Origin of the sequence: Bacillus sp. D7-8 (assembly GCF_052055895.1) — a bacterium.
GTDB classification, from domain to species: domain Bacteria; phylum Bacillota; class Bacilli; order Bacillales; family Bacillaceae; genus Bacillus; species Bacillus velezensis.
The window spans coordinates 503065-518603 of record NZ_CP179922.1; the positions used below are offsets into that span (position 1 = coordinate 503065).

A 15539-nucleotide genomic window follows, 5' to 3' on the forward strand; every position below is an offset into this window, starting at 1 on the left:
GGGGAATCATTTCTCCAAATAGTCTGCAGAAAATACCAACCACAGCCCAAGGATATATCATTAACCGCTTTGGCTGGTATTATCTGTTGGATGTTTCTCTTTTTGTTGCTTTTTGTATTATTTTTAGTCCAATCGGCAAAAATAAGTTAAGGAAACCAGCGAAAAAACTGAATTTCATCCTTCTTTCCTGGTTTACAATGTTATTTGGCGCTGATATGGATATTAGTCTAGTCTTTTAAGGTACAGTTGAACCAATCATCCACTATGCCGTTAGCTCTCCATCAGGTGAAACAGAAACCCCCAGACTTTTAGAGAAGCATTACGCTATACATTCTGGGACTGCATGCTTGGACCGTTTATATGCTTGTATAATGTGGATTTGATAATTAAGGAGTCGATATTATTAAATGAAGTTTAACAAGAAAAAAATTAACGTTGTAGACATTCAAAAAGCGAAGAAAAGCGTGTTTGCTACAGGGATAGGAAACGCGATGGAATGGTTTGACTTTGCTTTATATTCTTATTTGGCAGTTATTATTAGTAAAAACTTTTTCAGTCCAGTTCAAAACGATGAATTAAAGTTAATATTTACTTTTGCTACATTTGCAATTGCCTTCTTACTTAGACCGGTAGGCGGAATTATTTTTGGTAAAATGGGTGATAAATTTGGTCGGAAAATAGTATTAACAATTACTATTTTAATGATGGCTTTATCTACTTTAATAATTGGTGTGCTTCCTACCTATGATCAGATTGGTGTATGGGCCCCTATATTATTACTCTTAGCTCGTATTCTGCAAGGTTTTTCTGTGGGTGGAGAGTACGCTGGTGCAATGGTATATATCGCAGAATCTTCTCCAGATAATAAGCGTATAAGGTTAGGCAGCGGTTTAGAAATCGGCACATTATCTGGTTATATAGTAGCTTCTGTTTTAGTTACAGTACTTTTCTGGACTTTATCTGATGTTCAAATGAATAGTTGGGGATGGAGAATTCCTTTCTTCTTAAGTATTCCAATAGGATTATTTGGTTTATATTTGAGAAGTCATTTAGATGAATCACCAATTTTTGAAAATGACATCTCTGAAAGCCAAGAACAACAACCAGGTTTATTAGAAGTCATTAAAACATATAAAAAAGATATCTTTTTATGTATCGTATTTGTGGCATTTTTCAATATAACCAATTACCTATTGTTAGGTTATATGCCTTCTTATTTAGATGAGAACCTTGGTATAAGTGATAATATAAGTACACCGGTTACAGCAATTGTATTGATTATTATGGTACCGTTCGCTTTAACTTTTGGTAAATGGGGAGATAAATTAGGAAATAAAAAAGTTATAACAATTGGATTAGTATTAGGAATTGTATTTTCGATTATCTCTTTTCAATTTCTTAATATGGGGAATATAACATTCTTATTTATAGGACTTTTAATGTTAGGTATTGTATTATCTGTATACGAAGGCACTATGCCAGGATCTTTACCTACGTTGTTCCATACTGACATTAGATATCGTACATTATCCTGGACATTCAACTTATCAGTTTCTATTTTTGGTGGAACAACACCTTTAGTTGCTTCTTGGTTAACCCATGTGACAAGAAACAATTTGGCGCCGGGTTTCTATTTATTAGCAGTTAGTTTAATTGGCTTAATAGTTGTGTTAACCTTATTTAAAGATACTTCAGGTAAATCTTTAAAAGGTTCTTACCCAACAGTTGCTTCTAAAGCTGAGTTTCAAGAAGCTGTTGAAAATCCAAAAGATTCACTGTGGTGGAAAATGGAACAAACAGAAAAGGAATGAAAAAAACATCCATTTAATTGACCGGCTACTCGACATACAGACTCAGAATAAGCTGGGATTATCCGAGCAGCAATGACTGCAGCTCTTTTATATTCTGGAGGGCTTACTGCTTTGCAAAAGCAGCGTTGCTATTCTCGATCGTCATTATTTTATTGGTTGTGTCCTAATAATAAAACATTGACGCAAGAACGAAGAGAAATTAAAAGGTCCGAGCAATACAGCAAAATAAGAAGCAAGAAGCTTTGTTATGCCAGTTCTTCTCCCGAAGGAGAGCTGGCTTTTTATTTTCTATATGGGGTCCAAAGCAGAAAACGAGAACTTGTACGCTAATCACAGTACTTGGTTCTTCTTGTTTTATGGGAGAAGGAAAAAATATCTGTTAAAGGTTTAGGCGAAGAATTATATCTAGACTCCGGAACATTAACTCCAGTTTTAAAACGACTTGAGGAGCGAGGTCTTATTATAAGAGAGCGTTCAAAAGAGGATGAACGAAGTGTAATTATTACGTTAACAACTGAAGGGAATGAGTTTAAAGAAAAAGTCACATTGATTCCTAATGCAGTATTTGATAAAACCGGTTGTAATGAAGAAGAAATTAAAAGTTATAACAAGGAAATTCGTAATTTACTTAACATGCTGACAACTGAGCAATAGTTTTATGAATATAGATGGCGGGCCCAGCGGGTGAATAACCCGTGGAGGTTCAAGTCCTCTCGGCCGCATCAATGATACCAAGGGTTTTGACACCATTGGTATTTTTTGTTTATAAAAATTCATCTGTTACTGTCCACTTACTTATAGTAGGTCGTATGATTTGTCAGTCACCTTCATCCTTCTGCTGACTGCGTGCGGCGGCAGTAAATATGATAATGCAATTAATGAAGTGATGAAGCAGGAGAAGAAAGTCAGAAAAGAAATGCGAGCAGATTCAGATGAGCACAAAAGAGATAACGCCATAATTCGTGTATATGATGACGGGAAATATATTCAACTTGCGTTTTATCAGCCAGAAGAAAGTTCTCGTAGGCTGACTGCTTATTCTTATTATGAGAAGCTTGGAGATTCTTATGAGGAAATGGCACATATGCCGGGTGATGGTGATGGCGACCGCCTTGGTCTGTATAAGAAAACACCTGATTATAAAGAGGTTAAAGGCAAGGAAACAAAAACAATGTGCTTGTTCATTCCTGATAGGGGAACAATTGTTTTACCGTTAAGTTGTTGTGTGAGAGCCAGTATGTTAAAATGCTACGTAGATTTAATAATAAAGTTTAGATTCAAGGAGATTTATTTATGAAATTGGATGAATTCACCATCGGGCAGGTTTTTCAAACTAAATCTTTTGAATTAACAAAAGAGAATATAATGAATTTTGCAGAAGTGTATGACCCACAATACATGCATTTAAATGAAGAAAAAGCAAAAATGGGCAGATTTAATGGAATTATTGCTTCTGGAATACAAACGTTATCTATTACTTTTAAGCTTTGGATTGAAGAAGGGCGTCATGAAGACGATATTATTGCTGGGACAGGAATGAATAATATAAAATTCCTAGCACCCGTTTACCCTAATGATAAACTGCACACTATTGTTAAGGTTATTGATAAAAAACCAAATAAAAGCCAGACGGGGATACTTACTGTATTGTTATCTACCTATAATCAGAAAGAGGAAAAAGTGTTTGAAGGTGAGTTATCAGTTTTAATTAAACGCTAAATGACCTTTGTGGCATATCATCGTCACCTTTCATTTTTTATAGATGTCTGGATGAAATGAGCAATCATCTTAATTAATTGAGTGGACTTTGTGTTTGCTCTTTTTTTATTTGGTCAACCTATGTCAAGAAACAAAGGACTAACAATAACGAAAAAATCATCTCGTAAATACGAATTTAAAAATAGCTGCCTTGAGGTTTTTGCATATTCCTCTGTATCATTGCACCGGGTGAATATCTATAATGAGCGTTCTATCCTTCGATGTTATGTTTCCTTTTTACTTTTTGGTTTTGTCAGTTCAAAGCTGTACTTTACCATGTCATGGATTTGGTGCTCTGGGAGTCCCTCATCTAAGGTAAGAGTATTCCAATGCTCCTTGTTCATATGGTATCCGGGCTTGATTTCTTCAAAAAGACCACGTAGAAAATCAGCCCTTTCAGGTTCGCATTTAAGGTTGACACATAAGTGTTCGTCGCGAGTGAAGATAAGTGCAAATATTTTCTTATTCCCTTTGTGACGAATTGCAGTCCAACCATCTCCAAAAGGATGGTCTTCATAAGAGTTTGGAAAGGTTAGGCAGTAATCTTTTATTCCATCATAATTCATTATCAATTCACCCCATACCTCATTATTTTTATATACAGAACATATTCGTTCAAACTAAGATTTGCGGTTTCTTTTATACCAATCCGAGATTTCCTCAAGTCTTTGTTTGAACTTAGCTTCTGAACCTTGAGTTGTTGGATAGTAATACTCAACGCCCTATTAAAGAATCTGGCATCGTCTGCATTGTCGTTAATTTTTCCTCTGTATCATGAGCATATTTATATCCCTTACTGTAATCTAAATCTTTCATCAAAAGGAGCAGACTTTATGTCTGCTCTTTTTTTGTTCATGAAAAGCCATTTTTTTATCCCCAGTCTGATAAAAGATTTTCTGTGAAATCATTTAACAATTATTGGTCAATTTTTCTTTTTCAATAATATCCTTTACCACATCCTCAATTGTGATATGCCCAAGAGCTTTTTCCAAGGCAGATTGGGCGATTTCAAATATTGGACCAATTGTACTTTGAATGTTCCGGCCTACAGGACATTGAGGATTGGGATTTTCATGTATACTAAACAATTCTTTATCTTGAACAACATTAACTGCTCTATAAACATCAAGTAAGGTGATTTCAGTTAGATCCTTCGCTAATTCAGCTCCTGCAATACCTGGCCGAACTTTTACTAAACCTGCTTTTTTCAGCATCCCCACAATTTTTCTTATGAAGGCGGGATTTGTATTTACACTTCCAGCTAAAAATTCAGAAGTGCTAATTCCGTCTTCATTTATTTCAATAAGAGCCAATATATGAATTCCTACAGCAAAACGGCTGCTAATAGACATGATTTCTTCACCATCCTCATTACTTTACACTCTTTATAGTACACTTGTAACTGAATGTATTACAAGTTCTTTTACTCTAATATGCTCAATTAACAAGATGATAAAAGTATTGACAAACAGAAAAGGTGTAACTAAAATTATTACATGTAATCAATATGGTTACATTTAAAATATTGAATGATTAGGAGGACTTTAAATTGAAAATTGGAATCATTGGTGCAACCGGAAAAGCTGGAAGTCTTATCTTGAAAGAAGCGGTAAGCAGGGGACATGAAGTAACTGCAATTGTAAGAGATGCTGCAAAACTTAAAGAGGAAAAGATTGCAGTCATTGAAAAAAATATAATTGATCTTACATCGGATGATCTAAAAAAGTTAGATGTAGCAGTTAATGCCTTCGGTGCTCCATTAGGAGAAGAACAGGCACATGTAGATGCTGGCCGGGCATTAATTAGGGCATTAAAAGGAACGGATACAAGAGCCGTAATTGTAGGTGGAGCAGGGAGTCTTTATGTAGACGAAAATAAAACTGTCAGTGTAATGGATACACCTGATTTCCCGGAGATTTTTATTCCGACAGCCAAAGGGCAAGGTCGTAACTTGCAAGAACTAAAGGAAACTTCTGATATTAACTGGACATTTATCAGTCCTTCAGCGGTATTTGACCCAGACGGGAAAAGAACTGGATTTTATCAGTCAGGAAAAGATCATCTTCTTGTGAATTCGAAAGGCGAAAGTTATATCAGCTATGCAGACTATGCAATTGCAGTATTGGATGAAATCGAAAATCCAAAACATATAAATGAACGCTTTACAGTTGTTGGAGAAGCTGAATAAGTGATTAAGTAGAAACAAAGGGGTACCATTAGTGTCATCGCTAATGGTATTTTCCTTCTAAGAATGTACGGAGACATTGAAAACTTTGCAATCAGAGCAGCGGATTATTTTTATGAAAAAGGGGATTTATCACGTTCCAATGAGTATTATCGAGCTGATGACAGAGTAGGTGCTTTGTGAGTTGGACCAAAAAAATATGTATAAAAAGCTCTGACTAGCAACCTTTTGGATTAGTTAGAGCTTTTTTATTTGACTGTGTTACCCAGTGTAATCCTCCGTATTGTTTAATACACTTTAGTTTGAAAATCCGGGAAACTCTTCTACAGTTCCTAGTTCGTGTCTAAAGTGTGAATATTCCAGCGGGGAACTTTACTGAAATGAGGGGTATTTTCGAAAACACACCAGTATGCTCTATGACCTGCCGTCAATGACATTAAAGAAATGATTTGATGAAAAATAAAAAGGAGCGATATTCGTTAAAATTCAGGTAGTAGCCATACATAGCCATATAAAACACATAATTAATTCTAAATTCTTTACTGATCGTTCTTAAATTTGATATACTTGAAATACGTTAGATCTAACTGTTTTGCTACTCAAAAGAGAATGATCATTCTTTAATTATTTCAGAATGAGGGAGGGATGAATGAATGTATAAGATTGTGCTTCTAGTACATCAATGATTCTCAGTCCTTTCCCTGAATATGTTCGAAGGTGGGATTACATGGCTAGAAATAAAGAATTTGATGAAAAGAAGGCATTAAGAAAAGCAATGATTCTTTTTTGGGAACAGGGCTATGAAAAAACATCCATGCAAGACTTGGTGGATCATATGGGCGTTCACCGCAGAAGTATTTATGATACATTTGGCGACAAACATACTTTATTTATGCGAGTCTTAAATCATTATGTAGAAATAATGGAAGGCCGAATGAAGAATGAAGTGAAAACAGAATTAACAGTGAAGCAGTCGATACGAAAATTATTTGAAATGGTGATTGATTCGACACAACAGCAGCCAAAAGGGTGTTTAGCTGTTAATGCAGCTGTTGAGTTATCCCTAATTGATGAAGAAGTAGCGAAAAAAACGACAGAGATTTTTATAAATACAGAAGCCTTATTATTTGATCTGCTAAAACATGGTCAAGATCAAGGTGAAATTCCTAAACACAATGACATCAAAGGGCTTTCTCAATTTATTCATAATTCACTCGTAGGAATACGAGTATTAACAAAAACGACAAATGATAAAGAGAAATTAGAAAGTATTATTAATTTCACTTTGTCGACACTAGACTAAATCTATTTTGTGATATCGATTAGTTAATTAAAAATATGGTTTCGAGGAGAGAATGATATGAAATACACAGTTATTACAGGAGCAAGTTCAGGTATAGGATATGAAACTGCATTGGAATTTGCTGCTCGCGGCAAAAACTTAATTATTGTAGCTAGAAGATTAGAGAAATTAGAAGGGCTTAAATCAGTAATTCATAATATAAATCCTGATTTAGATGTTATTATTCATACAAGTGACCTATCGATAACAGATCAGGCATACACACTGTATAACAGTTTAAAGGAGTATCAAATTGAGACGTGGATTAATAATGCTGGTCTTGGTGAATCTTCTTCTGTGACGGACCAGAATTTAGAGAAAGTAGAATCCATGTTACGTCTTAATATAGAGACGTTGGCGATTCTTTCCACACTATTTGTGCGAGATTATTCTCATGTAGAGGGAACACAATTAATTAATGTATCCTCCGCACTTGGATATGCGACTTATATTGGTGGTATTACCTATTCTGCATCTAAATATTTTGTTAGTGCATTTACAGAAGGGCTTGCAAAAGAACTGGAGCTTAAAAGTGCAAAAATGAAGGCAAAAGTTTTAGCACCAGCAGTGACTGAAACAGAATTTGAGAAAACTGCACAGGATGTAGAAGAATTTGATTACAAAAACTTTATGCCAATGTATCACACAGCTAAGCAAATGGCTGGTTTTATGATGGAACTTTATGACAACGATAAAGTCGTAGGTATTGTAGATGAAAGCTACAATTTCAATTTAAGAGATCAAATCTATCCAATACTAGGCGTTTAATGTATTAACAAAAATAACGTGTTGGGGTGGCTGATAAACATAGGTTCTTTGCAGTAGCGATTCAAAAAGTTTAATTATTTGAGAATGAACGTTCTAAAAGACAACAGTCCCAATTGAATAAAAAGATAATTTTGTGAGTATTTAAGGTTTAGGTGGTGGGTTGATCTTAAAATAAGGTTCCCTCCACCTAAACGATTGGAATAATATAAGATCTTTATAAAAAGAATTATATTGAGGGTAGAAAAATGAAGTAGACAGTGAAAATAATAAAAATAAGGTAAAGAAACTTAATAAAAGCAACTCAACGGAAGGGTGCTAATAAAAATGGAAACACTCATGAGAGCTGCTCAGATCACCAAATATTCAAAAAATCCCCATGTCCAAATTAATGAAATTCCAATTCCAGAGATCGCTGACAATGAAGTCTTGGTAAAGGTCAAAGCTGCGGCGGTCAATCCACTCGAAATGTTAATTATTACAGGTAGCGTGAAACTGATTCAAGATTATGAATTCCCATTAACGCTTGGTAATGAATTGACAGGTGTTATCGAAAAAGTCGGAAAAAAAGTGACAGAATTTCACGTAGGAGATGCCATCTATACACGTCTCCCTCTCGAAAAAATTGGTGCTTTTGCGGAATATGCTGCAATTGACGCTGCCGCAATTGCACCAATGCCCAAAAATTTGTCTTACGTGGAAGCCGCTGCTGCACCACTGGCTGGACTCACAGCGTATCAAGGTCTACATGAAGAACTGGAGGCAGAGTCAGGTAAAGCTGTTTTCATTCCAGGTGGATCAGGCAGCTTTGGTCAAATGGCGGTACCAATCGCAAAGGCAATGGGCCTAAATGTCATTGTTAGTGGCAGCTCAGAAGCGCGCGAACGCACTTTGGAAATGGGTGCAGTCCAATATTTGGATTATACAATAGAAAACTATGTTGACTTGTTGTCGAATGTGAATTACGTAATTGATACATTGGGACCTAAAGAATTTGACAGTGAATTGAGTATCATCAAACCGGGCGGAAGATTGCTCTCTCTCCGTACAGGACCAAATAAACGTTTCGGAAAAGACCGAAATTTCCCATCGTGGAAACAAATGCTATTTTCCCTTGCTGGCGCAAAGTATGATCGCAAAGCCAAGAAACAAAACGTGGAATACCATTTTATCTTCGTTCGTTCTGACGGCGCACAACTTAAAGAGATTACCAAAATCATTGAAGAAAACAACATTGTTCCAGCAATTCATCCAACACAATTCACCATAGACAATGTAAATGAAGCGCTAGAACTAGTCGCAAATGGACGGCCAAAAGGGAAAGTGATTATTCAATTTTAAGGGGAATACGAAGAAAGCAGTCATTAAAGTTGAGATCGTTTATGCAAAGGATTTTGAAAGGCAATAATAAGGTGTTACAAACCGCGAGTTCTGCTGATTAAGAAATGGAAAGATAAAAACCTAGATCAAATCATAGAAAAACTTCATCAAGCCGGAGTTCATTATAAAACATGGAGAACTAGCTATTTCAATTGTTCTTATAAAAAATGTTGAAATGTAATTAAGTTAGGCGGTTACTCTAATAGACATGTCACCAGTAACAAGACATTAACTGTCTTGAAATGAAAACCTACTCCATTTTTACTCCCAAATAAAAATAAATCGAAGTAAACACTCATAATCAAAATAAACAAATGCTGATATTATAGGCTTTTGTAATTCATAATAAAGAATCACTTTATTGTGGGCCCAGCGGGTGAATAACCCGTGGGTTCAAGTCCTCTCGGCCGCATACCAATAATACCAAGGGTTTGACCACCTTTGGTATTATTTTTTTGTGCGGAAAATACAGCTATGGGAGAAGACTTGCTTACCAAAACTTTCTAGGTTGAGGGCTTAGTGAGGTTAAACCCGTGGAGGTTCGACTCCTCTCAACCGCATATATGAAGTAATCCAAAAGACCAAACTCACAAGAGTATTGGTCTTTTTTGTTAATTGAAATTACAGATTTTCCACTATACCTTTTTCGGTTATTCATACTATTCTTGGTACTGGTGAAAAGACGATCTATATTATAGTGGCTAAAGTACTGAATGCATCAGCAAATTGAGTTGATCTCAATCCATCTAAAGCCCCGCCTAATAACGCCGCAAATGGAGCAACGCCTTTTACAAGAAATGAGCGTCCATTTTATCCTGAAATGATGGTTTATTTTTTATCAAGTAAATTTATGATACGTTTTCCTCGTCCACCTCCAGCTTCTAAGGAATGATGAGCTTTGGCAACATCAGATAAAAAATAAATGCTATCAATAACTGGTCTGACCTTGTTGGAATCTACATAAGATGCTAATTCTTTTAGAAGTTCATTTTTGGGATTTGCGCTGAATGTGCGAACTCTACGAGAACCGAAAGTAGTTGAAGCTAATATATATATGAAGGACGAAAAACTAGGAAATCCAATAGTAACCATTCTACCGTTCTTTGCAAGCAAGCGCCTATAATGTTTGAGGTCAGTTCCCACTGTGTCCATGACTACATCAAACTTTTTAAGATCAGTAGGAGATGTTTTTTTATAATCAAATACTTCGTCTGCACCTAGCTCTTGAAGAAAAGTAAGATGTTTTTCGTTTGCAAGAGCAGTTACATGAGCACCCAACATTTTGCCAATTTGAATCGCAATGCTTCCGACTCCTCCACTTGCACCACGTACAAGTAACTTTTCGCCTTTTCTAAGTTTCGTTTTATATTTTAAGGCAATAATTGCAGTAACACCTACACCAGGCAATGCCGCGGCTTGTAAGAGATCAACCTTTGTAGGAATTTTAGATATTTTCTCAGGTGATATAGCTACATATTCAGCGGCACTACCAATTTGGCTCCTTAAATTCATAGGAAGAACTCCCCACACTCTATCACCTAATTGATAATTTTTTACGTTCGATCCTACCTCAACAACCTCACCAGAAAAGTCTGCCCCTGTTCCTTTTGGGAATTGATTACCCGTTAATAGTTTCAGCTTGCCTGATCGAAATAGCGTATCCATAGAGTTTACACTCGACCCATGTACACGAATGAGTACTTCTCCAGTTTCTATAACAGGTTTTGATATAGAATCTTCAAAAAGAACATTCGGTGATCCATATTTAGTATATTGTGCAGCACGCATCTTTTCACTTTTCATTTACTCACTCCATCTCCTTGAAAAAGTATAAACTTGAAGGGTTTTATGATCAATTTAGCTCTCTAATACATGGGTGACAGGGTTTACATATTTGATTATAATAAATGGAAAAGATTTAACAAGTACTCAATATAAACTGACTAAGTAAGGAAAAACTGACTAAGGAGTGGATAAAATATGACTGAAAGTGAGCTAAATAAAGCGATAGCTCCAGCAAGTTATGCATTAAATATATTAGCGGGAAAATGGAATTTAAAAATCTTAGCTGTACTATGTAGTTACAATGATATTCGATATAATGAGTTAAAGCGTAAAGTGTATGGAATTACAGGAACAATGCTCAATCAATCATTAAAGGATCTGATTGAATACGGAATTGTTCAACGAGTTCAGTATAATGAAGTTCCATCAAGAGTAGAATATTCATTGACTAGGGCAGGACTAGAGCTGAACCCTATATTTGAACAACTTCTTTTATGGGGCGAAAACCAATTAGAAAAATCAAAGTCATAATAAAATGAATATACAAAGAAAACGATGATCACGAGTAGAATAACAAAATAAAAATTAATTGTAAATAAATGTTTTTTTATTTGTAGAAGAGATTGGCGAATTCATTTCAATTATAAACTGATAGAAGTATGAACAAGGTGATTCAAAAACGAACGTTTTGACAATATTAATATGATTGTTCGATATTATAATAATGATTATTCTTTGGAGGGTTTCCGAGTGGTGAAGTATTAGGGAATTTTAAGTCTTCAAGATGGCTGATAAAGTAATAAAAACGAGTAAATGTGTGCAATGGATATAAGTAAATGAAGGATATAACATGGATGCACCCAATTGAGAGCCCAGCGGGTGAATAACCCGTGGGTTCAAGTCCTCTCGGCCGCATCCTAATGATACCAAGGGTTTTGACACCTTTGGTATTTTTTGTTGTAAGTGCATGTGGCATTAAAAAAGTGCTGACCTCTGCACAAAATCTTTGCGCGAGTCTGCACTTTTATTCTGCAAGATACACTGCCCATTATCATCGATTATGGGCGTTTATTTAATCCGTTCTTACCCGAGCTGATACCTGGCTTTTAGAAGTTTTTTTTAAGTGGGTAAAACCAACAAATTTTTTGCCTTCTTCATCCCATAGGCGGAACTTTAACGACTTAATACTTGTTGCCAGTGTGATGGTCGGAACGTTTTGCAATGGTTCAGTGTTGTTATGCACGATTTCAAGCTTATAGTTTGGGACTCTTGGGCTTAAATGATGAACATGATGGAAACCGATATTGCCTGTTAACCATTGCATGACTTTTGGAAGCTTATAAAAAGAGCTTCCTTCAACGGCTGCTTTTACATATTCCCAATGCTCATCTTCTTCGAAATATGAATCCTCAAACGTATGCTGAATATAAAACATCCAAATTCCAAGGGATCCCGATATCATAAAAATTGGCGTCTGGACCAGCAGAAAGGTTTGCCAGCCGATAGCCCAACATAAAAGTGCTGCCAAAGCGACGATCCCCAGGTTCGTTACATATGTATTCATCCGTTCTTTGCGTTTTGCCCCTTTACGATTAAAACGATTGGTAATCCCGAAGACGTAAATCGGTCCGATAATAAACATAACAAACGGATTTCTGTACAAACGGTACATTATTTTTGTCTTAGTTGAGGCTTCTTTATATTCCTCAACAGTCAGTACCCAAATATCGCCCGTACCGCGTTTGTCCAGGTTGCTGCTTGTCGCATGATGGACAGAATGATCGTGTGCCCAATGATCAAACGGATGCAGAGTCAGAATTCCTGTAATTGTTCCAAGGATTCGATTCGCCTTTCGGTTCTTAAAAAAGGAATAGTGGCAGCAATCATGAAAGATGATGAAGGTTCTTACTAAAAAACCTGCTGCAACGACAGAAATGGCTAATGTAAGGAAATAAGAAATGGACAAGCTCTTATATGCCAAATACCATAGCAGGAAAAATGGCACCAATGTGTTAATGATTTGACATATACTTTTTTGTAAATCGGACTTTTCATAGGGTGTAACCAGTTTTCTCAAAGTCCTTAGGTTTTGTTCATTCATTTTATAAAAATTTCCCCTTCCCTGATGTTCTTCTATGTATCGAAAACGTTTGTCTTTGAAGTCACAGCGTCATACACCATAGATGATAAGTATCTTCCCCATTTGTTTATGAAATTATTGGAAATGAGATACTTTTTTCCAGGCCGATTAAATCTTTATTAGCAGAACCAGCCGGAATACAAAAGGTGTATGAAGATTATACCCAGCTCTTTATCGGGCCAAACTCTCTCCATGCTCCCCAATGTGAATCGGTTTATTTAGACCGTAAACTTTGATTGTTTGAGGAACAAACATGACAAGTTAATACCGTTAAAATAGGGGTATACCTGAGTGATCGTTTGGAAACATGTGCAGAAACAAAGCTATACCAGTGAACAGCCAAGAATATTTTGTGCTTGAACAAGAAACAGCTGAGCTTTTTAAAGAAACCTTTAACAATCAATATGAAGTACTGGGTTTGAAGGCACTCGTGATTCATTTTCACGGTGTTTTCAAACCATAGCTATTAATAGGCATCTTATTTTGCACTGGTATCGACAGGTTTAACAAATAAAACATGAATGAACACATTATTAATTTGCAGTTATTTCCGTTTCGTGATATGATAAAGGAGAATTATTTTTGTTCGTGTAAAGGATAGTATGAATATCGACTTTTCGTCTTGATGATACTTTGGGCAAGGATAGTAATACAATGTGTAACACACTAGGAGGCAACAAAAATGGAACAAGGTACAGTTAAATGGTTTAATGCAGAAAAAGGTTTTGGATTTATCGAACGTGAAAATGGAGACGATGTATTCGTACACTTTTCTGCAATCCAAAGTGACGGATTCAAATCTTTAGACGAAGGTCAAAAAGTAACGTTTGACGTTGAGCAAGGTGCTCGTGGAGCTCAAGCTGCTAACGTTCAAAAAACTGCTTAATCTTCAATCGTTTATACAAACAGGCTCTTTATATAGGGCCTGTTTTTTTATGTTCTCTGTATCATACTGAATAAAAAAACCCTACTCAACGTTCGAGTAGGGACAGTTGCTACAAGGTAAGAAAAAGGTTTAAAACCTCAAAGGATTGTTTACAGTATAACATACTGGATTGACGATATGTGGAATATATATAAATGATTTGTTTTTATGTTCTCAATATCACTGTATGTTATTCTTTGTTACAATTCGCATATCTCTTTTACGAAAAGAAGATAACCAACTGCTATTCACTGTGGAAGCAGATGTAAGAAATTCTTAAAGATAAAGAGGGGAGTGGTTGTTTTTTCTTCTGAAAATAATCACTTAGACCTAAAACAATGAAAGCCCTGCCTCTCTTCCATCCTTACGGCTCCTTGTCCGTGCCAGTGTGAATCAGGATTACAAAAATCAAGTGACTATTTCATCGAGTTTTTTGATAAAACATCAAATGTTCGTTGAAGAAATTTTTAATAATAAAAACAGATTAGATTGTAGGAATAATAAAAGAGGTTAATGTTCTAAAAGTAAGTTGATGAAGTTAAGCGTCTTTGAAATATTTTAATCGTAATATTCCGAAAACTTGCGGGTGCTTTTTGGAATGCAAAACATTATTTAAAATTAACCTTAGCAGAAACTTTTTATTTGTTTTTCAGTGATTCCTTTAATGACTTCCAGTTCACTAATCAAAAATTCATATGCATTATCCAACATTTTTTTTTCGCTTGAATTAAGTGCTTTTTCTTTCTTCATTCGCATTAAATCACGTACAACTTCAGCGCCTTCTTGTATTTCACCCGTTTTTATTTTGTTCGTGTTTACTATATACCTTTGCTTCCACGGCAGTAACTTATCTGATTCTCCATGCTGAAAAATGTGTATAATGTGTTTTAATGCACGTATATCAGTAACTGGCCGTATATTTGAACTCAATATTTTACGCGTTGGAATCATAACTGTCATATTACTGATTGACATTCTTATGACATAATACTGTTGTTTTTCCTCTAAGAATTGTTTTTCTTCTATGGCTTCAATTGTACCTGCTCCGTGCATTGGATAAACAATGTTATCGCCAATTTGAAACATATAATCCACCTCCATATATGGGAACTTAACTTAAGGTTACCATATATGGAGTGAGATATCAAATTTTTAATGATAACATGGTCATTTATTGGTGTCAATAACTTTTTTAAAAAACAACATCAAAACAAGAGGGAACCTGTGCGATTCCTAAAAAAGGAAAGGTCAATTGGTCCGTGTATATCTTGGAATCTCGACTAATTAACAGAGATCAGTTTTTCGTTGAAAATGAGTTATTAAATTTCCTTTAGGAGTTCATGACTTGACATCAATGACAGCAATTGAATCCTAGGTTTGTTTACTTTTTTACTTTTTCGATGTCTTCTTCTCCTCGAGGATACCAATCATACAATTAAGAGCATGTT

15 protein-coding genes and 2 pseudogenes are annotated in these 15539 nt (G+C 35.5%); 12 read left to right on the top strand and 5 right to left on the bottom strand.

Features of this window, described 5'->3' with window-relative positions; translation table 11 throughout:
- Positions 1-2: 2 nt before the first annotated feature.
- From ACKTRM_RS02630 to ACKTRM_RS02650, 5 genes and pseudogenes are all read left to right on the top strand, one after another.
- Positions 3-369 (top strand): annotated as a pseudogene (locus ACKTRM_RS02630) (BCCT family transporter); the annotation flags it as partial.
- 38 nt (positions 370-407) lie between these two features.
- Positions 408-1811 (top strand): MFS transporter, encoded by a 1404-nt coding sequence (locus ACKTRM_RS02635; RefSeq protein ID WP_012116881.1) that lies wholly within the window; start codon positions 408-410, stop codon positions 1809-1811.
- A gap of 339 nt (positions 1812-2150) precedes the next feature.
- Positions 2151-2465, top strand: coding sequence for a MarR family winged helix-turn-helix transcriptional regulator (locus tag ACKTRM_RS02640; protein ID WP_007609620.1), 315 nt, complete (start codon positions 2151-2153; stop codon positions 2463-2465).
- Positions 2466-2625: 160 nt separating this feature from the next.
- Positions 2626-2979, top strand: a pseudogene (locus tag ACKTRM_RS02645) (cystatin-like fold lipoprotein); the annotation flags it as partial.
- Positions 2980-3104: 125 nt separating this feature from the next.
- Positions 3105-3530 (top strand): MaoC family dehydratase, encoded by a 426-nt coding sequence (locus ACKTRM_RS02650; protein WP_007609622.1) that lies wholly within the window; start codon positions 3105-3107, stop codon positions 3528-3530.
- Positions 3531-3793: 263 nt separating this feature from the next.
- On the opposite strand, the gene ACKTRM_RS02655 is transcribed toward ACKTRM_RS02650, so the two are convergent.
- Both ACKTRM_RS02655 and ACKTRM_RS02660 read right to left on the bottom strand, forming a co-directional pair.
- Positions 3794-4135 (bottom strand): MmcQ/YjbR family DNA-binding protein, encoded by a 342-nt coding sequence (locus ACKTRM_RS02655; protein WP_012116882.1) that lies wholly within the window; start codon positions 4133-4135, stop codon positions 3794-3796.
- Between the two features lie 342 nt (positions 4136-4477).
- Positions 4478-4921, bottom strand: a complete 444-nt coding sequence (locus ACKTRM_RS02660) for an Rrf2 family transcriptional regulator (protein ID WP_012116883.1) — start codon at positions 4919-4921, stop codon at positions 4478-4480.
- A 197-nt stretch (positions 4922-5118) separates the two neighbouring features.
- On the opposite strand from ACKTRM_RS02660, the gene ACKTRM_RS02665 reads away from it, so the two are divergent.
- The 4 genes from ACKTRM_RS02665 (at position 5119) to ACKTRM_RS02680 (ending at position 9202) form a co-directional block, all read left to right on the top strand.
- Entirely contained in the window at positions 5119-5757 is a 639-nt protein-coding gene (locus ACKTRM_RS02665) for an NAD(P)-dependent oxidoreductase (protein ID WP_007409573.1), read from the top strand.
- Positions 5758-6481: 724 nt separating this feature from the next.
- Positions 6482-7057, top strand: a complete 576-nt coding sequence (locus ACKTRM_RS02670; RefSeq protein WP_012116884.1) for a TetR/AcrR family transcriptional regulator — start codon at positions 6482-6484, stop codon at positions 7055-7057.
- A gap of 57 nt (positions 7058-7114) precedes the next feature.
- Positions 7115-7864, top strand: a complete 750-nt coding sequence (locus ACKTRM_RS02675) for an SDR family NAD(P)-dependent oxidoreductase (protein WP_012116885.1) — start codon at positions 7115-7117, stop codon at positions 7862-7864.
- 324 nt (positions 7865-8188) lie between these two features.
- On the top strand, positions 8189-9202 hold the full coding sequence (locus tag ACKTRM_RS02680) for an NADP-dependent oxidoreductase (protein ID WP_012116886.1): 1014 nt from the start codon (positions 8189-8191) through the stop codon (positions 9200-9202).
- A gap of 867 nt (positions 9203-10069) precedes the next feature.
- On the opposite strand, the gene ACKTRM_RS02685 is transcribed toward ACKTRM_RS02680, so the two are convergent.
- Entirely contained in the window at positions 10070-11044 is a 975-nt protein-coding gene (locus ACKTRM_RS02685) for an NAD(P)-dependent alcohol dehydrogenase (protein ID WP_012116887.1), read from the bottom strand.
- A 177-nt stretch (positions 11045-11221) separates the two neighbouring features.
- On the opposite strand from ACKTRM_RS02685, the gene ACKTRM_RS02690 reads away from it, so the two are divergent.
- Positions 11222-11557 carry a winged helix-turn-helix transcriptional regulator gene (locus ACKTRM_RS02690; protein WP_012116888.1) on the top strand — a complete coding sequence of 112 codons (336 nt, stop codon included), beginning with the start codon at positions 11222-11224 and terminating at the stop codon, positions 11555-11557.
- A 541-nt stretch (positions 11558-12098) separates the two neighbouring features.
- On the opposite strand, the gene ACKTRM_RS02695 is transcribed toward ACKTRM_RS02690, so the two are convergent.
- On the bottom strand, positions 12099-13127 hold the full coding sequence (locus ACKTRM_RS02695) for a fatty acid desaturase (RefSeq protein ID WP_012116889.1): 1029 nt from the start codon (positions 13125-13127) through the stop codon (positions 12099-12101).
- A gap of 146 nt (positions 13128-13273) precedes the next feature.
- Here ACKTRM_RS02695 and ACKTRM_RS02700 point away from each other — a divergent pair, with 146 nt between their 5' ends.
- Together ACKTRM_RS02700 and cspC are read left to right on the top strand one after the other, a co-directional pair.
- The gene (locus ACKTRM_RS02700; RefSeq protein WP_223252796.1) at positions 13274-13402 is read left to right on the top strand and encodes a molecular chaperone TorD family protein; all 129 of its coding nucleotides are present in this window, start codon (positions 13274-13276) and stop codon (positions 13400-13402) included.
- Between the two features lie 446 nt (positions 13403-13848).
- Positions 13849-14052 carry a cold shock protein CspC gene (gene cspC, locus ACKTRM_RS02705; protein WP_003156143.1) on the top strand — a complete coding sequence of 68 codons (204 nt, stop codon included), beginning with the start codon at positions 13849-13851 and terminating at the stop codon, positions 14050-14052.
- 663 nt (positions 14053-14715) lie between these two features.
- Here cspC and ACKTRM_RS02710 read toward each other — a convergent pair.
- A complete protein-coding gene (locus ACKTRM_RS02710) occupies positions 14716-15177 on the bottom strand; it encodes a CarD family transcriptional regulator (protein ID WP_012116891.1) in 462 nt (153 codons plus the stop codon).
- Positions 15178-15539: the final 362 nt, after the last annotated feature.